The 20,540-nt window shown below is 73.3% G+C and carries 22 protein-coding genes; 11 read left to right on the plus strand and 11 right to left on the minus strand.

The window, feature by feature from the left end:
• Nucleotides 1-53 precede the first annotated feature (53 nt).
• Entirely contained in the window at nucleotides 54-1,016 is a 963-nt protein-coding gene (locus ACFC0G_RS24890) for a Rossmann-like and DUF2520 domain-containing protein (RefSeq protein ID WP_376406821.1), read from the minus strand.
• Nucleotides 1,017-1,141: 125 nt separating this feature from the next.
• On the opposite strand from ACFC0G_RS24890, the gene ACFC0G_RS24895 reads away from it, so the two are divergent.
• Nucleotides 1,142-2,317: a threonine aldolase family protein gene (locus tag ACFC0G_RS24895; protein ID WP_376406823.1), complete on the plus strand. Its 1,176-nt coding sequence runs from the start codon at nucleotides 1,142-1,144 to the stop codon at nucleotides 2,315-2,317.
• 37 nt (nucleotides 2,318-2,354) lie between these two features.
• Here ACFC0G_RS24895 and ACFC0G_RS24900 read toward each other — a convergent pair whose 3' ends face one another.
• Entirely contained in the window at nucleotides 2,355-2,555 is a 201-nt protein-coding gene (locus ACFC0G_RS24900; protein WP_376406825.1) for a hypothetical protein, read from the minus strand.
• 106 nt (nucleotides 2,556-2,661) lie between these two features.
• Here ACFC0G_RS24900 and ACFC0G_RS24905 point away from each other — a divergent pair, with 106 nt between their 5' ends.
• A complete protein-coding gene (locus ACFC0G_RS24905) occupies nucleotides 2,662-3,744 on the plus strand; it encodes a DUF5937 family protein (RefSeq protein WP_376407212.1) in 1,083 nt (360 codons plus the stop codon).
• Nucleotides 3,745-3,845: 101 nt separating this feature from the next.
• On the opposite strand, the gene ACFC0G_RS24910 is transcribed toward ACFC0G_RS24905, so the two are convergent.
• Nucleotides 3,846-4,529, minus strand: a complete 684-nt coding sequence (locus ACFC0G_RS24910; protein WP_376406827.1) for a response regulator — start codon at nucleotides 4,527-4,529, stop codon at nucleotides 3,846-3,848.
• Between the two features lie 55 nt (nucleotides 4,530-4,584).
• A complete protein-coding gene (locus ACFC0G_RS24915; RefSeq protein ID WP_376406829.1) occupies nucleotides 4,585-5,787 on the minus strand; it encodes a sensor histidine kinase in 1,203 nt (400 codons plus the stop codon).
• Between the two features lie 97 nt (nucleotides 5,788-5,884).
• On the opposite strand from ACFC0G_RS24915, the gene ACFC0G_RS24920 reads away from it, so the two are divergent.
• Nucleotides 5,885-7,030, plus strand: a complete 1,146-nt coding sequence (locus tag ACFC0G_RS24920; protein WP_376406831.1) for an SAM-dependent methyltransferase — start codon at nucleotides 5,885-5,887, stop codon at nucleotides 7,028-7,030.
• 41 nt (nucleotides 7,031-7,071) lie between these two features.
• On the plus strand, nucleotides 7,072-8,214 hold the full coding sequence (locus ACFC0G_RS24925) for an NADH-quinone oxidoreductase subunit D (protein ID WP_376406833.1): 1,143 nt from the start codon (nucleotides 7,072-7,074) through the stop codon (nucleotides 8,212-8,214).
• 21 nt (nucleotides 8,215-8,235) lie between these two features.
• Here ACFC0G_RS24925 and ACFC0G_RS24930 read toward each other — a convergent pair whose 3' ends face one another.
• From ACFC0G_RS24930 to ACFC0G_RS24950, 5 genes are all read right to left on the minus strand, one after another.
• Nucleotides 8,236-8,766, minus strand: coding sequence for a GNAT family N-acetyltransferase (locus ACFC0G_RS24930; RefSeq protein ID WP_376406835.1), 531 nt, complete (start codon nucleotides 8,764-8,766; stop codon nucleotides 8,236-8,238).
• Nucleotides 8,763-9,947, minus strand: a complete 1,185-nt coding sequence (locus ACFC0G_RS24935; RefSeq protein ID WP_376406837.1) for a hypothetical protein — start codon at nucleotides 9,945-9,947, stop codon at nucleotides 8,763-8,765. The genes ACFC0G_RS24930 and ACFC0G_RS24935 overlap by 4 nt, the downstream gene beginning before the upstream one ends.
• Nucleotides 9,948-10,077: 130 nt before the next feature.
• A complete protein-coding gene (locus ACFC0G_RS24940; protein WP_376406839.1) occupies nucleotides 10,078-11,076 on the minus strand; it encodes an ABC transporter substrate-binding protein in 999 nt (332 codons plus the stop codon).
• 26 nt (nucleotides 11,077-11,102) lie between these two features.
• On the minus strand, nucleotides 11,103-11,783 hold the full coding sequence (locus ACFC0G_RS24945) for an ABC transporter permease (protein ID WP_376406840.1): 681 nt from the start codon (nucleotides 11,781-11,783) through the stop codon (nucleotides 11,103-11,105).
• Between the two features lies 1 nt (nucleotide 11,784).
• Nucleotides 11,785-12,471: an ABC transporter permease gene (locus ACFC0G_RS24950; protein ID WP_376406842.1), complete on the minus strand. Its 687-nt coding sequence runs from the start codon at nucleotides 12,469-12,471 to the stop codon at nucleotides 11,785-11,787.
• Between the two features lie 145 nt (nucleotides 12,472-12,616).
• Here ACFC0G_RS24950 and ACFC0G_RS24955 point away from each other — a divergent pair, with 145 nt between their 5' ends.
• Nucleotides 12,617-13,678: an ABC transporter ATP-binding protein gene (locus ACFC0G_RS24955; protein WP_376406844.1), complete on the plus strand. Its 1,062-nt coding sequence runs from the start codon at nucleotides 12,617-12,619 to the stop codon at nucleotides 13,676-13,678.
• A 3-nt stretch (nucleotides 13,679-13,681) separates the two neighbouring features.
• Here ACFC0G_RS24955 and ACFC0G_RS24960 read toward each other — a convergent pair whose 3' ends face one another.
• On the minus strand, nucleotides 13,682-14,794 hold the full coding sequence (locus ACFC0G_RS24960; protein WP_376406846.1) for an alpha/beta hydrolase: 1,113 nt from the start codon (nucleotides 14,792-14,794) through the stop codon (nucleotides 13,682-13,684).
• A gap of 164 nt (nucleotides 14,795-14,958) precedes the next feature.
• Here ACFC0G_RS24960 and ACFC0G_RS24965 point away from each other — a divergent pair, with 164 nt between their 5' ends.
• The 6 genes from ACFC0G_RS24965 (at nucleotide 14,959) to ACFC0G_RS24990 (ending at nucleotide 19,925) form a co-directional block, all read left to right on the plus strand.
• Nucleotides 14,959-16,869, plus strand: coding sequence for a phosphatidylglycerol lysyltransferase domain-containing protein (locus tag ACFC0G_RS24965; protein ID WP_376406848.1), 1,911 nt, complete (start codon nucleotides 14,959-14,961; stop codon nucleotides 16,867-16,869).
• Nucleotides 16,870-16,897: 28 nt separating this feature from the next.
• Nucleotides 16,898-17,758, plus strand: coding sequence for a dihydropteroate synthase (gene folP / locus ACFC0G_RS24970; RefSeq protein ID WP_376406850.1), 861 nt, complete (start codon nucleotides 16,898-16,900; stop codon nucleotides 17,756-17,758).
• A complete protein-coding gene (locus ACFC0G_RS24975; protein ID WP_376406852.1) occupies nucleotides 17,755-18,252 on the plus strand; it encodes a nuclear transport factor 2 family protein in 498 nt (165 codons plus the stop codon). Before folP ends, ACFC0G_RS24975 begins: the two co-directional genes overlap by 4 nt.
• Nucleotides 18,253-18,417: 165 nt before the next feature.
• Nucleotides 18,418-18,777 carry a dihydroneopterin aldolase gene (folB, locus tag ACFC0G_RS24980; RefSeq protein ID WP_017240053.1) on the plus strand — a complete coding sequence of 120 codons (360 nt, stop codon included), beginning with the start codon at nucleotides 18,418-18,420 and terminating at the stop codon, nucleotides 18,775-18,777.
• Nucleotides 18,774-19,373: a 2-amino-4-hydroxy-6-hydroxymethyldihydropteridine diphosphokinase gene (gene folK / locus ACFC0G_RS24985; RefSeq protein WP_376406854.1), complete on the plus strand. Its 600-nt coding sequence runs from the start codon at nucleotides 18,774-18,776 to the stop codon at nucleotides 19,371-19,373. Before folB ends, folK begins: the two co-directional genes overlap by 4 nt.
• 60 nt (nucleotides 19,374-19,433) lie before the next feature.
• Nucleotides 19,434-19,925 (plus strand): DUF3180 domain-containing protein, encoded by a 492-nt coding sequence (locus tag ACFC0G_RS24990; RefSeq protein WP_376406856.1) that lies wholly within the window; start codon nucleotides 19,434-19,436, stop codon nucleotides 19,923-19,925.
• A 3-nt stretch (nucleotides 19,926-19,928) separates the two neighbouring features.
• On the opposite strand, the gene ACFC0G_RS24995 is transcribed toward ACFC0G_RS24990, so the two are convergent.
• A complete protein-coding gene (locus ACFC0G_RS24995; RefSeq protein ID WP_376406858.1) occupies nucleotides 19,929-20,459 on the minus strand; it encodes an SMI1/KNR4 family protein in 531 nt (176 codons plus the stop codon).
• Nucleotides 20,460-20,540: the final 81 nt, after the last annotated feature.

The following is a 20,540-nucleotide window of genomic DNA, read 5'->3' on the forward strand; positions in this document are numbered from 1 at the left end:
GTCGCCGGTCCCGGTGCTCCCGGTGCTCCCGGTGCTGTTGCGGGCGAAGAGGGTCATCGGTCGTCTCCTTGCGGCCCGTCGGCGGCGGGGGTGGGGTCGGCGGCGAGCACGCCCAGGAGGTCCTCGGCCAGCTCGGGCTTGAGCAGGCCGTGCGCGAGCGCCCGGTCGGCGGTCGTGCGGGCCATCGCCAGGTAGCCGGCGACGGTGCCGGGCGCGTGCTTGCGCAGCTCGGCGACGTGGGCGGCGACCGTGCCGGCGTCGCCGCGCGCGACGGGTCCGGTCAGGGCCGCGTCCCCGGACCGCAGGGCGTTGTCCAGGGCCGCGCCGAGGAGGGGGCCCAGCATGCGGTCGGGCGCGGCGACGCCGGCCTTGCGGAGCAGCTCCATCGACTGGGCCACCAGGGTGACCAGGTGGTTCGCGCCGAGGGCCAGGGCCGCGTGGTAGAGCGGGCGGGCGTCCTCGGCGATCCACTCGGGCTCGCCGCCCATCTCGATGACCAGGGCCTCGGCCGCGAGCCGCAGCTCCTCGGGCGCCGTCACCCCGAAGGAGCAGCCGGCCAGCCGCTGGACGTCCACGGCGGTGCCGGTGAAGGTCATGGCGGGGTGCAGGGCGAGCGGGAGGGCGCCGGCCCGGCGGACCGGGTCGAGGACCCGTACGCCGTACCGCCCGGAGGTGTGCACGAGCAGCTGCCCCGGCCGTACGGCTCCGGTGTCGGCGAGGCCCTCGACGAGGCCCGGCAGGGCGTCGTCCGGGACCGTCAGGAGGACCAGGTCGGCGAGGGCGAGGACGCGGGCGGGCTCGACGACCGGGACGTCGGGCAGGAGCTCCGCGGCGCGGCGCCGGGAGCGGTCGGAGACCGCCGAGACGGCGACGGGGCGGTGGCCCGCGAGTCGGAGCGAGGCGGCGAGGGCGGGGCCCACGCGGCCCGCGCCGACGACTCCGACGGTGAGCCGAGCGGGCCGGTCCTCGGGGCGGGGCTCCGGGGCTCGGGGCTCTGGCGCTGTGGGTGCGTTCACGGTGGGGACGGCCTTCCGTTCCAGTCCTCGGCGGGTACCGGACGATTTCTGGTCATGCTACGCCAGCGTTTCGCGCTCCTCCGTGGCTGTCCACAGGGTGTGGGCGGCGGTGTGATGATCGACCCATGGAAGCGGAAATGGTGGGAGATACGGATCCCGTGGACGAGGAAGCGGCCCGGCTGTACCGGGCGAAGCTCTGGGGCGGCGCCGAGCGGAAGCTGTGGGACACCTCCGTCGACGGGACGGTCGGGCGGCGGCTGCGCGAGCTCGCCGACTGGGCGGAGCTCGCCGGCCATGGAGACGCGCCCCTCGACACGTACGGCAACGTGTTGGTGGAGGAGGTCGAGCGGCGCGTGGCCGAGGAGCTCGGGATGCCCGCCGCCGTGTTCTTCCCGACCGGCACGATGGCCCAGCAGGTCGCGCTGCGCTGCTGGGCCGGCCGCACCGGCAGTCCCGTCGTCGCCCTCCACCCGCTCGCCCACCCCGAGGTCCACGAGGGCGGGGCGCTGGGCGCGGTCTCCGGGCTCCGTACGGTCCACCCGACCGACGAGCCGCGGCTGCCGACGGCCCAGGAGGTGCGCGACCACCCGGAGCCCTTCGGGACGCTGATGCTGGAGCTGCCGCTGCGCGACGCCGGCTTCGTCCTGCCGTCCTGGGCGGAGCTGACCGAGGTCGTCGAGGCGGCCCGCGAGCGGGACGCGGTGGTCCACTTCGACGGCGCGCGCCTGTGGGAGTGCACGACGCCTTTCGGCCGCGGGCTCCCGGAGATCGCGGGGCTCGCCGACAGCGTGTACGTCTCGTTCTACAAGTCCCTCGGCGGCCTGTCCGGGGCCGCGCTCGCGGGTCCCGAGGACGTCATGGAGGAGGCACGGGTCTGGCGCCACCGGTACGGCGGGCTCCTCTTCCAGCAGTACCCGGCGGCGCTCGCCGCGCTCCGGGGCCTCGCCGTCGAGCTGCCCCGGCTGCCCTCGTACGTGCACCACGCGCGCGTGGTGGCCGAAGCGCTGCGGGAGGAGCTCGCGGAGGCGGGCGTGGGCTGGTTCCGGGTCCACCCGGAGGTTCCGCACACCCACCAGTTCCAGGTCTGGCTCCCGTACACCGCCGAGGCCCTGACGGCCGCGGCCGTCGCGCAGACCGAGGCCACCGGGACCGCCCTCTTCCGCCGCTGGTTCGCCCCGGGCGCGGGCGGCCCGCCGGGGGTCGCCCTGACGGAGCTGACGGTGACGGCACCCGGCCTGGAGTGGACGGCGGCGGACGTACGGGCGGCGGTACGGGACTTCCTGTCCCGGATCGAGAGCTGAGCGCGCGCGGCCCCGGCCGTCATCCGCCGTACAGGCCCTAGGCGGTGTGCAGCCACCGCCGGAGGGCCGTGCGGAGGGCGCCGTGCGCCGGGCGGCCGGCGACCACCCGCTCGAAGCGGCGCCGGTCGGCGATCGCCCGGAGGACGGCGACGTCGTGGGTGCCCGGCGCGGGCGGCAGGGGCTCGCCGAGTTGCTCGGCGCGGTACGTGTCGAAGAGGTACTGATGCAGCGCGTTCATGACCTCACCGTGCGCCGCGCCCCGGCGTTCCGGCGCGCCGATTGACGGCCCTCGTCAAACGACGCGACACCACCCCCGCCGCACCCCGCACCATGGGGGCGTGAGCGTGACGATCGACATCACCGGACTGCCGCAGGAGCGCATCCTCTTCTGCCCCTCGCCCCTGGCCGAACTGGGCGCCGCCCTGCACGCCCTCTCCGAGCCGGCGCACCACCCGCGGCTCCACGCCTGGACGACCACGACCGCCGCCGCCCTCAAGCCCGAGCTGGCGGACCGGCTCCACGAGGCCGACTTCATGTGGCGCTCCACGCGCTCGGACATCTTCCTGCCGCCGCGGCCCCAGGGGACCCTCGCGGAGGAGCTGGACGACCTCGACCGCATGGACGACGAGAAGTACGTGGGCGCGGCCCTGGAGATCTCCTGCGCCAGCCACTACACGCACGGCGCGCCGTCCCCGCTCGTCGACAAGCGGATGCGCTGCCGCGCCCTCGACCTGGCCGCCGCGCGCGGCCCCCGGCAGGTCGCCTTCGTGGAGCGGATGCTCGCCGACCCGCCCGGCACGCGCGCGTGGATCCGGCGGCTCCTGGAGGACTGCGACGAGGCCTTCTTCGCCGACACCTGGTGCCGCGTCGGCGTGCAGCTCGCCGCCGACGCCCGCCACAAGAACGAGCTGATGCGCCGCAAGGGCCTCGCCGAGGCCGTCACCGCCGCCTCGGCCGCGATGGTCCTGGAGGAGGACGAACAGGGCTCCCGGATCGTCGTCGACAAGCTGATCCAGGGACGGACGAGCGCCGAGGGCTCGGGCGTGACGTTCCTGCCGACCGCCTTCGGCTGGCCGCACCTCTTCGCCCTGCACACCCCCGGCTGGCAGCCGGTCGTCCAGTACCCCGTGGCCACCCGCGACCTCGGCGACGCCGCCGCGACCCAGACGGTCAAGCTGCGTCTGGAGGCGATCGCGCACCCGATGCGGATGCGGCTGTGCCGCAGCCTCGCCCGGGGCTCGTACTCGACGGGCGAGCTGGCCGACGCGTACGGCATCACCGCCCCCGAGGTCTCCCGGCACATGGCGGTCCTGAAGAAGGCCGGCCTCATCACGACCCGGCGCCGCGGCCGGTACGTGCTCCACCAGCTCGACGTGACCATCGTGGCCCGGCTCGGCAGCGACTTCCTGGAGAGCGTGCTGCGCTAGAGCACGAGGGCGCCGAGCCGCGTGGGCGCCCGGCGGCGAGGACCCCGGACCGCGAAGACCTCGGGCTGCGAGAACGCCGGGCCGCGAGGGCGCGAAGGGCGCTACGCGGCGCCGCCGCCGCCCGCGCGGACCAGGCCCGACTCGTACGCCAGGACCACGACCTGGACCCGGTCGCGCAGGCCCAGCTTGGTCAGGATCCGGCCCACGTGGGTCTTGACCGTCGCCTCCGAGAGGACGAGCCGGGCGGCGATCTCGCCGTTCGACAGGCCCTGCGCGACCAGCATCATCACCTCGCGCTCCCGGTCCGTGAGCCGCGCGAGCGCGCTGTCGACGGCCCGCGTCTCCTTGCCCGTCGACGGCAGCATCGGCGAGAAGCGGTCGAGCAGCCGGCGGGTCGTCGAGGGCGCCACCACCGCGTCGCCGCTGTGCACCGAGCGGATCGCGCCCAGCAGCTCCGCCGGCGGCACGTCCTTCAGCATGAAGCCGCTCGCGCCCGCCTTCAGCCCCGAGAACGCGTACTCGTCGAGGTCGAACGTGGTCAGGATCAGGACCTTCGGGGCGTCCGGCTGCGAGCAGATCCGCCGGGTCGTCTCCACCCCGTCCAGCTTCGGCATGCGCACGTCCATCAGGACGACGTCGACCGCCGCGGACCGCAGGACCTCCAGCGCCTCCACGCCGTCACCGGCCTCCGCCACGACCTCCATGTCCGGCTGGGCGGCGAGCACCATGCGGAAACCGGTGCGCAGCAGCACCTGGTCGTCGACGAGCATCACGCGGATGGACATGAGGTCAGTTCCTTAAGGGTCGTCAGCGGGAAGGGCGTCAGCGGCGGCAGAGCCGTCAGTGGGCCGGCTTGAGGGGGAGCAGTGCGCTGATGCGGAAACCGCCGCCGGGACGCGGGCCCGCGTCCAGCGTGCCGCCGACCATGCCGACCCGCTCGCGCATTCCGATCAGACCATGGCCGCGCCCGTCGGCGCCGCCGTCCTCGTACATCTCCTGCGGAGCGCCGCGGCCGTCGTCCTCGACGAGCAGCCCGAGGCCGTCGTCGAAGTAGACCAGCCGGACGCTCGCGCCGACGTCGGGACCGCCGTGCTTGCGCGTGTTGGTGAGGGCCTCCTGCACGATCCGGTACGCGGTGAGCTCGACGCCGCTGGGCAGCGGGCGCGGGCTCCCCTCGATCGCGAAGTCGACGGTGAGGCCGGCGCCGCGGACCTGCTCGACGAGGTCCTCGATCTGGCCCACGTCGGGCTGCGGCACGTACTCGCCGGCCTCCTGGTGCTCGCCGGTGCGCAGGATGCCGAGGAGGCGGCGCATCTCGGCGAGCGCCTGCCGGCCCGTCGTGGAGATCGTCTCCAGGGCCTGCTTGGCGGTCTCCGGGGAGGAGTCCATGACGTAGGCGGCGCCGTCGGCCTGGACCACCATCACCGACACGTTGTGCGCGACGACGTCGTGCAGCTCGCGGGCGATCCGGGCCCGCTCGGCGGCGACCGCGACCTTGGCCTGGGCCTCGCGCTCCCGCTCCAGGCGGGAGGCCCGCTCCTCCAGCTGCGCGAAGTAGGCGCGGCGGGTGCGGAGCGAGTCGCCGAGGACCCAGGCGAGCGCGAACGGCACGGTCATGATGACCGTGAAGAAGATCCGGGCCGCGACGGACTCGATGCCCTCCGTGTTCCATCTCAGCTGCGAGAGCGTGGAGGCGCTGAGTCCGCCGACGAGCGCGAGGCGGGACGCCCAGCGGGGCCCGTCGTGCGCCGCGACCGTGAAGACGATCACGAGCATGGCGAAGTCGGCCATGAACGGCATCAGGCCGAAGGCGAGCTGGACGAGGCCGAGGCCGACGGCGAGGAGCAGCATCTTCTCCGGGGCGCGTCGGCGCAGGGCCACGACCAGGGAGAAGAGGCCGGCGACGACCCCGTACGCGACGGAATGGTGGACCGCCGGGTAGGTCGTCGCCACCCACAGCAGGGAGAACCCGAGGAGGACGACGGCCCAGAAGGTGTCGACGCCCGTCGGGTGTCTGCGGATGAAGTCGTAGAGGCGCTGCACGTCACCCAGAGTAGGGAAGGTCGATAGGTGCAGGGATCAACCGTGGGGTCGATCCTTGGCGACGGGCCCGTACTCCCCGAGGTGGAGACTGGGGCACGTGACGGATGACGTGACGGGTGAGACGTGTCAGTGGCAGGGGTGGCGCGAGGCCACGGAACGGGCGCTGTACGGCCCGGGAGGCTTCTATCGGCGCCCCGAGGGTCCCGCGGGGCACTTCCGCACCTCGGTCCACGCGTCGCCGCTCTTCGCGGGGGCCGTGGCCAGGCTGCTGGGCGAGGTCGCGGAGGAGCTGGGAACGGCCGAGGTCGCGCTGGTGGACGTGGGCGCGGGGCGGGGCGAGCTGCTCACGGCGGTCCTCGCGGCGACCGCGGGGACGGACCTCGCGGTCCGGGCGTACGCGGTCGAGCGTGCCTCCCGCCCGGCGGGGCTCGACCCGCGGATCGTGTGGACGGACCGGCTGCCGGAGCCGGCGAGCGTGCGCGGGCTCCTCTTCGCGAACGAGTGGCTCGACAACGTGCCGGTGGACGTGGCCGAGGCGGACGCGGCGGGTGTCGTCCGGTACGTGGAGGTCCGCGCGGACGGTACGGAGCGGCTCGGGGCGCCCGTCGCGGGCCCGGACGCGGAGTGGCTGGCCCGCTGGTGGCCGCTGCGCGAGCCCGGCGCGCGGGCCGAGATCGGGCGGCCCCGGGACGAGGCGTGGGCGGCGGCGGTGGGCTCGCTCGCGGCGGGCCGCGCGGTGGCCGTCGACTACGCGCACGTACGGGACTCCCGGCCGCCCTTCGGCACGCTGACCGGCTTCCGGGCCGGCCGCGAGGTGCCGCCGGTCCCGGACGGCAGCTGCGACCTGACGGCCCACGTGGCCCTGGACGCGTGCGCGGAGGCGGTCGGGGGGGCCGGCGCGGAAGCAGGCGGGAAGGCCGGCAGGAGGACCGGCGCGGAGGCAGACGCCGAGGCAGGCGGGGGGACCGGCGCGGAAGCAGGCGGGAAGGCCGGCGGGCGGACCGCCACGGAGGCAGGCGCCGGGGCCGGCGGGGGTGCCGTCGTCGAGGTGGTCACCCAGCGGGAGGCCCTGCGCCGGCTCGGGGTGTCCGGGGAGCGGCCGCCGCTGTCGCTGGCCTCGACCGATCCCGCCGGCTACGTCCGCGCGCTCGCCTCCGCCGGCGAGGCCGCCGAGCTGACCGCCCGCGGCGGCCTGGGCGATTTCCACTGGCTGACCCGACGGGTCCCGCCCGCCGCCGGGTGACCCGTGGGGCGGCGGATACGGGGCGGGGGATACTGTCCCGCATGACGGAGACGACGGTCGGAATCGGCGGCGCGGCGGAGAGCACCGACATGGTGCTGAACATCGGACCGCAGCATCCCTCGACCCATGGTGTGCTCCGCCTCCGGCTCGTGCTCGACGGCGAGGTGGTCCGGCAGGCCGAGCCGGTGATCGGCTACATGCACCGCGGCGCCGAGAAGCTCTTCGAGGCGCGGGACTACCGGCAGATCATCATGCTGGCCAACCGTCACGACTGGCTCTCCGCCTTCTCCAACGAGCTCGGGGTCGTCATGGCCGTCGAGCGGATGCTGGGCATGGAGGTCCCCGAGCGGGCCGTGTGGACCCGTACGCTCCTCGCCGAGCTGAACCGGGTCCTCAACCACCTCATGTTCCTCGGCTCGTACCCCCTCGAACTGGGCGGGATCACCCCGGTCTTCCACGCCTTCCGGGAGCGCGAGGAGCTCCAGGCCGTGATGGAGGAGGTCTCCGGCGGCCGGATGCACTACATGTTCAACCGGGTCGGCGGCCTCAAGGAGGACCTGCCCGCGGGCTGGCTGGGGCGGGCGCGGCAGGCCGTCGCGGACGTGCGGTCGCGGATGGACGTGTACGACCGGCTGGTCCTCGGCAACGAGATCTTCCGGGGCCGTACGCGCGGGGTCGGCGTCCTGTCGCAGGCCGCGGTCCACGCGTACGGGGTGTCCGGGCCGATCGCCCGCGCCTCGGGCGTCGACTTCGACCTGCGCCGTGACGAGCCGTACCTCGCCTACGGGGAGCTCCAGGACACCCTGCGGGTCGCCGTGCGCGAGGAGGGCGACTGCCTGGCCCGCTTCGAGTGCCTGCTCGACCAGACGCACAATTCCCTGGACCTGGCGGACGCCTGCCTGGACCGGATGGCCGAGCTGCCGCAGGGCCCGATCAACCAGCGGCTGCCGAAGGTGCTGAAGGCGCCGGAGGGGCACACGTACGCCTGGACCGAGAACCCGCTCGGCGTCAACGGCTACTACCTGGTGTCCAAGGGCGAGAAGACGCCGTACCGGCTGAAGCTCCGCTCGGCGTCGTTCAACAACATCCAGGCGCTGGTCGAGCTGCTGCCGGGGACGCTCGTCGCCGACATGGTGGCGATCCTCGGCTCGCTGTTCTTCGTCGTCGGCGACATCGACAAGTAGGCCGCCCGCCCGCTCCTGGGATCAGGGGTGGCGCATCACGACGAAGTCGCGCTGCTCCTTGCCGGGGCGGCTGCGGTCCACGACCGTCCAGCCCCAGCGCGTGTACCGGTCCGTCAGTTCCGGGACGTCGAGGGTCATGAGCAGGGCCGGCCCGGGCGGCCCGGCCGCGAGCAGCCCGTCGTGGAGGGCGCGGCCGATGCCCTGGCCCTGGCTGCCGGGGCCGACGACCAGCTCGGCGAGTTCGAAGACGGGCTCGTCGCCGGAGAGGGCGGTATCGGTCCATCCGGCCGCGAAGCCGAGCAGGGCGGCGCCGGTGCCGTCGGAGTCACCGGCGCCACCGGAACCGTCGGTGTCATCGCCGTCGAGAGCGGCCACCGCGCGGAAGTCGTCCCTCCGCGCGGCGCTGTCGAGCAGCCGGTCCACGGTCCGTACGGCGCCGAGCGGGGGCTCGTGCCAGGGGGATCCGCCGAAGGCCTGGGCGCACAGGGCGATCAGTTCGTCGCGGCGCCGGGCCGCCTCGGCCGCGGGGAGCGGAGCGAGCCGGTACGTCACGAGCTGACTGCGCCCCGCAGTTCGGCCACGTCGATCTGCTCGGTCTCGTCGTGCGCGGTCAGGTCGATGACCTCGCCGATCGCCCGGGGCGGCGCCGGTGCCGGGAGCGGGGCGAGCGGGACGAGGAACGGGGTCTCGGCGGCCAGGGCCTCTTCGAGGACCTCCTCGCCCACGACGTCGGCGAGGTCCGTGTGCTGTACGGCCTCGATGGCCGCGGCCACCTTCTGCGCACCGAAGAAGTCGAAACCGCCCTCGGGGCGCGGGACGGGCCTGCGGGCCGCGTACGGGACGATCGCCGCGGCGGCCTGGACGGCGGGCAGGGGCGCGATCCCGGTGGGCGCGACAGGCAGGGGCGCGGAGGCGTCGGACGTCACCGCGGACTCCGACGAGGGTGCGGCGGGCCCGGCGGGCAGGGCCGCCTGTGCGGGGGAGGGCCCGAGGGCGGGGGCGGCCGTACGGCTGTGCTGCTCGGTCCCGGCGGCCGCCGCGTGCTTCCCCTGCGGCTCCTCCGTCTCGCGGGCGCGCTCGGCGAGGTCCCGCGCGCGGGCCGCCGCCGCGGTGCGACGGGCGTGCTGGGCGGCGGCGTTGCGCGGGAGGTCCTTGAGGGCCTGCGCGGCGCGGCGGTACGCCTCCGGGGTGGGCGTGGACCCGGCGGCGGGCAGGGCCTTCGCCCCGGTGCCGGCCTCGGCGTTCGCGCCGGCCGTGCCGTTCGCTCCGGCCGCGCCGGTCGCTTCCAGGGCGAGGACGCGGCGGCCCTCAAGGGCGCTGGCCCGCTCGGTCTCCGCGGTGGCGTACCGGCGGAGGAGGTCGGCGTGCTCGCTTCGCAGCCCGGCGAGTTCGACGCGCTTGGCGCGGAGCTTGGCGTCGAGCCGGGTCCGCAGGCCGCGGGACTCCTCCAGGTCGGACTCCAGCTCGGCGACCCGCTCCTCGGCCTTCCACTGGTCGGCGGTGCGGGCCCGGTTCAGCTCGGCGACCCGGGCGCCGGCGCTCCGGTCCCAATGGCGCATGAGGACGGCACCGGTGACGGCCGCCGCGGCGGCGGCGACCGCGAGCAGCCGCACGACGAGCAGATCGCCGGGCAGCCAGGCGACCGCGGCGCACACGACCGCGGCGCCTGCGACCGCGGAGGGCGGCAGCAACTTGTGCAGAGGCGGGGAATGGCGGTGGCGTCCACGTGGCATGGCCTGAAATTTACCGTGCGTAGGCGCCATGTGGGGTGTCGGCCCGGCAATCTCTTGGCCACTTCTCGCCACAAGAAGTGGCGATGAACCGTTCCGGTTCCGTTTCGAGCCGACTCCCCCCGCCTTGGACCTACTTGTTGAGCAGCCCCTTCGTCGTCAGATACTCCTTCGCGACGTCCTCGGGCTTGGCCCGCTCGGCGTCCACCTTGCGGTTGAGTTCGGCGAGATCCGCTGTGGTCAGCACCTTGGTGATCTTGTCGAGGGCGGTCGCTATCTCGGGGGCGCCGGCGTCCTTGGCGTTGACCACGGGCAGCACGTTGTCGGCGTTCTGGAGCTTCTTGTCGTCCTCCAGGAAGACGAGGCCGAAGCTGTCGATCGTGGCGTCCGTGGTGGTCGTCAGGACCAGCTGGTCCACCCCGTCCTTGACGGCCTGCTTGGCCTGCGGGGTCCCGACGCCCTTGGGATCGATGCCGGCCACGTCGATCCCGTACGCCTTCTTCAGACCGGGCGCGCAGAACGGCCGTACCGCGCATTCGTCACCGGCCGCGATCTTCACCTTGAGCTTCGAGCGGCCGAGATCGGAAAGGGTCTTCAGCTTGTTCTTCTCGGCGAATTCCTTGGTCACCGCGAAGGCGTTCTGATCGACCGCCTCACCGACCGCGAGAACCTTGAGGCCGCGCGGTTCGGCGAGCTTCCGCAGCGCCTCCACCGTGGCGGTCGCGTCACCGGAAGCGACCGGCTTGTCCTCGGGCGCCTTCGGGCCGTTCACCTTCGCGTTGAGGAATTCCGCGATCGTCGCCGCATATTCCGGTACGACGTCGATCTCGCCGCTCTCCAGAGAGGGCTCGTACAGCTCGCGATTCTTCACGGTGGTGACGGATACGGAGTATCCGGCGGCCCGCAGCGACTGGGCGTACAGCTCGGCGAGCACCTTCGCCTCGGTGAAGGCGGCCGCGCCCACGACCAGCGAGCCCTTCTCCCCGGCCGCGGGCGCGTCACCGGCGCTGCCGGACTTCTTCTCGCCCCCCTCCAGGCTTTCACCACCGCACGCGGCGAGCGCGACGGCCAGCGCCGTCGTCCCCAGCACCGCACCCGCGATACGCGAGACCCTGTTCACAAGACCACCCATCTCATTCATCGGCTTCAGTAGGTCGTTCAGTCATTCGATGCGCGCGCACGCGACGGGCCCGCCAGGAGCCGGTCCGCTCCCGCGAGCACCGCCTCCACCAGGAGGGCGAGCAGGGCCACGAGCACGGCGCCCGCGACCACCTGCGCGGTGTCGTAGAGGGCGAAGCCGGCCGTGATGATCCGGCCCAGGCCGCCCTGGCCGACCATGGCCGCGACCGTCGCCGTGGCGATCACCTGCACCGCCGCCGAGCGCACCCCGGTCATCACCACCGGCCGCGCCAGCGGCAGTTCGACGCGCAGGAAGAGCTGGCCACCCGTCATCCCCATGCCCCGCGCGGCCCGCACCGCGGCCCGGTCGACCTCCCGCATCCCCACGTACGCGTTGGTGAGGAGCGGCGGTATCGCGAACAGCACCAGGGCGACGACGGTCGGCACATAGCCGGCGTTCCGCAGGGGCGAGACCATGAACAGCGCGAGGACCGCGAAGACGGGGACCGCCCGTCCCACGTTGGACACGTTCACCGCGAGCGCCCCGCCCCGGCCGAGATGACCGAGCCACAGCCCGAGCGGCAGCGCGATCGCCGAGGCGATCAGCAGGGCCGCCCCGCTCACGTACACGTGCTCGGCGAGGCGCTGCCCGATGCCCTCCTCGCCGGTCCAGTGCGCGCCGGTGGTGAGCCAGGTCCAGGCGTCCGTCACGATGCCCATCTCACGCACCCCCCGGCGCGGTCCGTATCCGGGCCCACGGCGTCAGGAGCCGCTGGAGGCCGAGGAGCAGCAGGTCGGCGGTGACGGCGAGCAGCACGCACAGCACGGAGGCGGCGAGCACCTGCGCCTTGAAGAAGGTCGGCAGCGCGTCCTCGATGAGATTGCCGAGCCCGCCGCGGCCGACGACCGAGCCGACCGTCGTCAGGGCGATCGTGGAGACCGTCGCCATGCGTATACCGGCCATCAGCACCGGCAGCGCCAGCGGCAGTTCGACCTCCCACAGCAGCCGCCACGAGCCGTACCCCATGCCCCGGGCGGCCTCGCGCGTCTCGGCCGGGACGGCGTCGAGCCCCGCCAGGGTGTTCCGCACGAGGATCGTCAGCGCGTACAGCACGAGGCCGGTCACGACGAGCGCGGCCGAGAGCCCGAAGACGGGCAGGAGCAGCGAGAACATCGCGAGCGACGGCACCGTGTAGAGCAGGGTCGTCAGTCCGAGGACCGGGCCCGCGAAGCGCGGTCTGGCCCGCACGAGGAGTGCCAGCGGCACCGCGACGAGCAGCGCGAGGAGCACGGACACGACCGTGATTCCCACATGCTGGAGGGTCGCCTCCGTCAGTTCCTCGCTGCGCGTGCGGAGATACTCCCCGCATATCCAGTCGTTGGTGACCAGACAGTTCGGCGTGCTCATCCGCCCCTCCCCCCGGGTCGTCCGCCCGCCCCGAACGTATGTCTGACGACCCTAACCCCCGCCACCGACAATCACCGGGATCCGCCACAATGCGGCAACACGCCCTTCACACACCCCCGGTGTCCAGGGGTAAGAATGGGGAACCATGATCCGGTTCGAGAACGTGACCAAGCGGTACGAGGACGGCACCACCGCCGTGGACGACCTCTCCTTCGAGGTCGCCGAGGGCGAACTCGTCACCCTGGTGGGGCCGTCGGGCTGCGGCAAGACGACCACGATGATGATGGTCAACCGGCTCGTCGAACCGACCTCAGGCCGTGTCCTCGTCGACGGCCGCGACATCGCCGGCGTCGACCCGGTCGCCCTGCGCCGCAAGATCGGCTACGTCATCCAGCAGGTCGGGCTCTTCCCCCACCGCACGGTCCTCGACAACACCGCGACCGTCCCCGCCCTCCTCGGCTGGAAGAAGGCCGCCGCACGCGCGCGTGCCGCCGAACTCCTCGACCTCGTCGGCCTCGACCCGGCCGTCTACGGCTCCCGCTACCCCGCCCAGCTCTCCGGCGGCCAGCGCCAGCGCGTCGGCGTCGCCCGCGCCCTCGCCGCCGACCCGCCCGTCCTCCTCATGGACGAGCCCTTCGGCGCCGTCGACCCCGTCGTCCGCGAGCGCCTCCAGAACGAGTTCCTCGCGCTCCAGGCCACCGTCCGCAAGACCGTCCTCCTCGTCACCCACGACATCGAGGAGGCCGTCCGCATGGGCGACCGCATGGCCGTCTACGGGCAGGGCCGCATCGAACAGTTCGACACCCCGGCCACCGTGCTCGGCTCCCCCGCCACCCCGTACGTCGCGGACTTCGTCGGCAGCGACCGCGGGCTCAAGCGGCTCGCCGTCACACCCGTCACCGAGGCCGACCTCGACCCGCTCCCGAAGGACGCGGGCGTGGACGGGGACGGCGCCCCCGACCCCGTAACTCTCGGGTCCTCCCTCAAGGACGCCCTCGCCGTGCTGCTCCAGCACGACACCGGCCGGCTCACCGTGACCGGCGCCGACGGCCGCCCGCTCGGCGTCCTCACCCCGGAGGGAGTCCACAGCGCCCTGCGCCGGGCCACCGCGGAGTCCACGGTGTCCAAGGCGTCCTCGGAGTCCACGGAGGCCTCGGAGTCCACGGCATCCCAGGTGTCCAAGGCGTCCAAGGCGTCCACGGAGTAGGCGTCAGGCCGCGCTGAGCCGCCCCGCCATCCAGACAAGACCCGGCGGGATCTCCCGGTTCCACGTGTTGAAGTTGTGGCCGCCGCTCTCCAGCGTGATCGACGAGACCCGCGCCGGGCTCTTCACCTTCTTCACGAAGTCGAGCGTCCCCTTCAGGTTCCCCTCGCCCTGCTTCGACGTCGTCACCAGGAACGACGACTTCCCCCGCGGCAGGTGGTCCAGGCTCCACAGCAGGTCCCCCCGCTTCCGCAGCCGGTCGTCGCCGTGGAAGAGGTCGCCCGTCGTCACGTCCTCCGCCGCCCGGTAGTACGCCGAGAAACCCGCCCCCGCCGCGTACCGGTCCGGGTGGTGCAGCGCGATCTTCAGCGCGCAGTACCCGCCCGTCGAGTTCCCCATGAAGCCCCAGTTCCGGGGCTTCGTCCCCACCCGGTACGTCTCCGACACCGCCTTCGGCAGGTCCTCCGCGAAGAAGGTCTCCGTCTGCGGGCCCCCGGGGATGTCCACGCACTCGGTGTCCCGCGGCGGCGCCACCGTCGGACGCAGCATCACCAGGATCATCGGCTGCATCTTCCCGGCCTTCACCTGCGTGTACGCCGTCCTCGGGTACTTCAGCCCCTTGATCAGGTTCTCCGCCGTGCCCGGGTACCCCGTGAGGACCACCGCCGCCGGGAACGTGCTCTTCGCGTACCGCGCCTGGAAGTACTCCGGCGGCAGGTAGACGTAGGCCGGCGAGACGATCCCCGACCGGTCCCCCGCGACGACGACCTTCTGTATCTGGCCGCCGACGTCCGGCCGGGACCCGCCCGGCACGTTCAGCCCCTGCTTCTCGACCACCCGCACGTCCTTCGAGCCGGCCGCGTGGTCGACGACCACCCCCATGTCCTGCTCCTGCCCGAACAGGTCCGCCCAGGATCCGTAGAAGAGGAAGGACCGGTTCGCCGCGAGACCCACCGCCGCGAACAGCGCCACCTGGGTCACGAACAGCAACCCCACCCGCCCCAGGACCGCACGCCACCCGCGCCGCGCCAGGCGCGGCCACAGCCAGACCGTGGCGAGGAACAGCAGCACGGCCAGCACCACGGCCAGCAGAAGAACTTTGTTGCTGGTGAGCCCCATGAGACGACCGAGCCTTCTTTCCAAGAATTTCCTGTGAACCGATGAACCCGGCCCCGCACCACCCCGTCATAGAGGTCGCACAGCCGGTACGGCCCGCCGAACGCGCCGCAGGGCCCGGCCGGAGTCAGAGACCCCTCGCAGGACCACGGGAAGTACGGGAAGCCATGTCTGTCACGGTAGATGGGGACAAATCGCGATTGGTTCCGGTTCGTGTACGCCGGATTCTCCGCGGACCCCGCCCCGAGAAGGTCCCCGCCCTCGTCGGCACGGCCTGCACCCTCGGCGGCCTCATCGACATCGCCGCCGGAGTCTTCCCCCGCTTCCGCGCCAGCCGCATGCACGCCGTCGCCGAGATCCTCCCCGGCACCCTCGGCCACCTCTCCGCCGCCCTCTCCCTCAGCGCCGGCGTCCTCCTCCTGCTCCTCGCCCACGGCCTCAAGCGCCACAAGCGCCGCGCCTGGCGCGCCGCCGTCGTGCTCCTCCCCGTCGGCGCCGCCGCCCAGTTCGTCTGGCGCCACTCCGTCATCGGCGCCCTCTTCTCCCTCGCCCTCCTCGCCCTCCTGCTGCGCCACCGCGACGAGTTCGCCGCCCTCCCCGACCCGCGCAGCCGCTGGCGGGCCCTCGCCAACTTCGTCGTCATGGGCGCCGGATCCATCGCCCTCGGCCTCGTCATCGTCAGCGCCCACCCCCGCCGCGTCGTCGGCGACCCCAGCCTCACCGACCGCCTCGAACACGTCCTGTACGGACTCCTCGGCGTCGAAGGCCCCGTCGCCTACACCCGCGGCGTCGACTGGACCGTCGGCTACTCCCTCGGCGCCCTCGGCATGCTCACCGCCCTCACCACCATCTACCTCGCCTTCCGCCCCGAGCACCCCGCCGCCCGCCTCACCGCCGACGACGAGACCCGACTCCGCGCCCTCCTCGACCAGCACGGCGGCCGCGACTCCCTCGGCCACTTCGCCCTCCGCCACGACAAGGGCGTCGTCTTCTCCCCCAGCGGCAAGGCCGCCGTCTGCTACCGCGTCCTCTCCGGCGTGATGCTCGCCAGCGGCGACCCCATCGGCGACGTCGAAGCCTGGCCCGGCGCCATCGAACGCTTCATGGACGAGGCCAAGGCCCACTCCTGGACCCCCGCCGTCATGGGCTGCTCCGAGACCGGCGGCCAGGTCTGGACCCGCGAGACCGGCCTCGACGCCCTCGAACTCGGCGACGAGGCGATCGTCGACGTCGCCGACTTCTCCCTCGCCGGCCGCGCCATGCGCAACGTCCGCCAGATGGTCAAGCGCATCGAACGCAACGGCTACACCACCCAGGTCCGCCGCGTCCGCGACCTCGACGACGAGGAACTGGAACGAGTCCGCCGCGCCGCCGCCGACTGGCGCGGCACCGACACCGAACGCGGCTTCTCCATGGCCCTCGGCCGCATCGGCGCCCCCGGCGACGGAGACGCCGTCATAGCGACCGCCCACAAGAGCGACGCCGGCGAGGACCCCCACTCCCCCTACGGCGACCTCAAAGCGATCATCCACTTCGTGCCCTGGGGCCCCGACGGCATGTCGCTCGAACTCATGCGCCGCGACCGCTCCGCCGACCCCGGCATGAACGAACTCCTCATCGTCGCCGCCCTCCAGGCCTCCCCCGCCCTCGGCATCGACCGCGTCTCCCTCAACTTCGCGATGTTCCGCTCCGCCCTCGCCCGCGGCGAGAAGATCGGCGCCGGACCCGTCCTCCGCGTCTGGCGCGGACTCCTCGTCTTCCTCTCCCGCTGGTTCCAGATCGAGTCGCTCTACAAGTTCAACGCCAAGTTCCGGCCCCGCTGGGAACCCCGCTTCGTCGTCTACCGCAACAGCCGCGACCTGCCCCGCATCGGCCTCGCCGCCATGCGCGCCGAAGGATTCGTCACCGTCTCCCTCCCCCGGCTCTTCCCCCGCCGACGCCCCGCCCCGACCCCCAGGCCCTGCGCCCACATCGTCACCGCGTCCCCGCCCGCCTCCGCCCCCGCACGCTCCACGGCCTCCGCCCCCGCGCCCTCGACCGCGCCCGCGTCCGTCGCACGCGAGGTCCACGCGGCCTGATGCCACCCCTGGGCCCTACGCTGGACACATGAGTACGACGATCGACCGGGGCACGGCCCAGGGCCTGCCGGAGTGGGACCGCTGCGCGGTCATGGGCGTGGTCAACGTGACCCCCGACTCCTTCTCCGACGGCGGCCGCTGGTTCGACACCACGGCCGCCGTCAAACACGGCCTCGACCTCGTCGCCCAGGGCGCCGACCTCGTCGACGTCGGCGGCGAGTCCACCCGCCCCGGCGCCAGCCGCGTCGACGAGGAGGAAGAACTCCGCCGCGTCGTCCCCGTCGTCCGCGGACTCGCCGCCGAAGGCGTCACCGTCTCCGTCGACACCATGCGCGCCGCCGTCGCCGCCCGCGCCGTCGAGGCCGGAGCCGTCCTCGTCAACGACGTCAGCGGCGGACTCGCCGACCCCGGCATGGTCCCCGCCGTCGCCGCCGCCGAAGTCCCCTTCGTCGTCATGCACTGGCGCGGCTTCAGCCAGGACATGAACAGCCTCGCCGTGTACGACGACGTCGTCGCCGAGGTCGTCGCCGAACTCCGCACCCGCCTGGAGGCCGTCATCGACGGCGGCATCGCCCCCGAGCGCATCGTCGTCGACCCCGGCCTCGGCTTCGCCAAGCTCGCCCCCCACGACCTGGCCCTCGTCGCCCACCTCCCCGAGCTCCGCGCCCTCGGCCGGCCCCTCCTCGTCGCCGCCTCCCGCAAGCGCTTCCTCGGCCACGTCCTCACCCGCGACGGCGCCACCCCGCCCCCCGCCCGCGAGCGCGACGCCGCCACCGCCGCCGTCTCCGCCATCGCCGCCCACGAGGGCGCGTGGGCCGTCCGCGTCCACGAGGTCAGGGCCACCGCCGACGCCGTACGCGTCGCCAGGGCCGTCGAGGGAGCCGCGTGAGCCGCACCCCGGGAACGGGCCGCGCCGCCGACGAGGCGGCCGTCGAAGCCGCCAACACCGCCTTCTACGAGGCGATGGAGACCGGCGACTTCGAGGGCGTCTCCGCCCTCTGGCTCGACGACGGGGCCACCCCCATCACCTGCGTCCACCCCGGCTGGCCCGTCCTCACCGGCCGCGGCGAGGTGCTCCGCTCGTACGCCCTGATCATGGCGAACACGGAGTACATCCAGTTCTTCCTCACCGACCTCAGGATCTCCCTGGCCGGCGCCACCGCCGTCGTCACGTGCACCGAGAACATCCTCAGCGGCGGACCCGCCGAAGACGGCGCCGAGCTCGGCCCGCTCGTCGGCCAGCTCGTCGTCGCCACCAATGTGTTCCGCAGCACACCGGACGGCTGGAAGATCTGGTCCCACCACGCCTCGCCCGTCCTCACCGAGACCGACGGAACGGACACCGAGCCCCCCGGAATCGACGGCACGGAACCCCCGTCCTGACCCGCCACGGCCCCTCGTCCCGGCCCGCCGCGGACCCCCGTCCCGCCCCTCTCATGGCCCCGAGGGCAAGCGCTGTCGGTCCCCGCAGGTAGATTCGAAGTGGACACCCGGCCGTCCGCAACCGGCTGCGTGGCCACCCGAACTACGACAGCAGGAGTGATTCGCGTGGATCGTGTCGCGCTGCGCGGCCTCAAGGCCCGAGGCCACCACGGCGTCTTCCCCAAGGAGCGCGAGGAGGGCCAGACCTTCATCGTGGACCTGGTCCTCGGCCTGGACACCCGCCCGGCGGCCGCCGACGACGACCTGGCGAAGACCGTGCACTACGGCATCGTCGCCGAGGAAGTCGTCGACGTCGTCCAGGGCGAGCCCGTCGACCTCATCGAGACCCTGGCCGAGCGCATCGCCCAGCAGTGCCTCAGCCACGCCGGGGTACAGGAGGTGGAAGTCGTCGTCCACAAGCCGGACGCACCCATCACCGTGCCCTTCGACGACGTGACCATCACGATCACCCGGAGCCGACGATGAAGCCGACGCAGAGCGACCCCACCGTCCAGCCCGTACCGGCGTCCGTCGTCGCCACCGTCGACGCGGCCGACACGACCCTGTCCAACCCCCGCTGGGCCGTCCTCGCCCTCGGCGCCAACCTCGGCAACCGCCTGGAGACCCTCCAGGGGGCCGTCGACGCCCTCGCGGACACCCCGGGCCTCCGGGTCAAGGCCGTCTCCCCCGTGTACGAGACGGAGCCCTGGGGCGTCGAGCCCGGCAGCCAGCCCTCGTACCTCAACGCCGTCACGCTCGTGAAGACGACCCTGCCGCCCTCCTCCCTCCTGGAGCGGGCACACGCCGTCGAGGAGGCCTTCCACCGCGTCCGCGAGGAGCGCTGGGGCTCCCGCACCATCGACGTCGACATCATCACGTACGCGGACGTGGTCTCCGAGGACCCCGTCCTCACCCTCCCGCACCCCCGCGCCCACGAGCGGGCCTTCGTCCTCGCCCCCTGGCACGACGTGGACCCCGCCGCCCAGCTCCCCGGCCGCGGCCCGGTCGCCGAACTGCTCGCCGCCCTCGGCAGCGAAGGCGTCACGCCCCGTGTCGACCTGGAACTCCGTCTGCCCGAGTAGTCGTTACGCTTCGTGGCAGACCGCCCACGACCACGACCGACGACACGCGAAGGACATCCGGTGAAACAACTGCGGCTGAAGGTGCTCACCGGACTGTTCCTCGTGGCGGGCATCCTCTCCTGGGGCGGCGCCCGCCTGTGGGACTCCGTCGGCACCCTCCCCAGCGTGCCGATCGCCGCACCGATCGTCCTCGCCGTGATCGCGGTCGTCCTCACCGCGACCGCCCTCTCGATCCGGTCCCGCCTCAAGGCCCAGCGCGAGCGCCGCCCAGGCGCCAAGGGCGTCGAGCCCCTGATGGCGGCCCGCGCGGTGGTCTTCGGCCAGGCGAGCGCCCTGGTAGCCGCCCTCGTCGCCGGCATGTACGGCGGCACGGGCGTCTTCCTCCTCGGCTCCCTGGACGTCCCGGCCCGCCGCGACCAGGCCCTCTACGCCGCCCTCGCGGTCGCCGCGGGCATCGCCGTCATCGCCGCGGCCCTCTTCCTGGAACGCGTCTGCAAACTCCCGGAAGACCCGGACGACAACGGCGAAGGCCCGGGCAAGGCCCGGGCCTGAGGCTCAGCGACACAGTTCGTCGAGATCGTCGGAGAAGGTCCCGAACTCCGCCCGGGCCTCGGCGACGATCTCCCGGGCGGCTCGCCGCGGGGTATTCGCGTGCTGCTCGGCGAGCTCAGCCAGGGCCGGGTCCGGGCGCGGCTCCCGCTCTGGGTACAGAGCGGCCTCCATCGGCCCGAAGCCGTCGGCCAGTACCCACAGGAAGTCGGACAGATTCCCGGCGACCACGCCCCGCTCGCCCTCCGACCCCATGAACACCACGGGCTGCTCGTCGAGGGGCCGCCCCGGCCTCACACACCAGAGCGCGGCGAGACCACCCGTCCCGTCCTGACCGAAAACGCGATAGGCGCCCCCGTCGAGCGCGTGATTTCCGGTCCAGTGCCGGAGCCAGTCCGTCGTCTCCTCGACTGAGTCGAAGACGTCGTACGGCTCGAAGTCGACGCCCTCGCCCTCGTCGCCGTAGAAGAACTCCACTCGGGCGACATCGGCCAGCGCGGGGGGAAAACGGCGGTCGTCGCAGATCGTCTCCATCATCCGCGCAGGCTAGCCGTCCGCACCGACATCGCCCGGCCCCCGGGCTCCGCGCGGGACTACCAGGCCTCGCGTACGAGGTGC

It is taken from the genome of Streptomyces sp. NPDC056169, assembly GCF_042268445.1.
Taxonomy (GTDB): Bacteria; Actinomycetota; Actinomycetes; order Streptomycetales; family Streptomycetaceae; genus Streptomyces.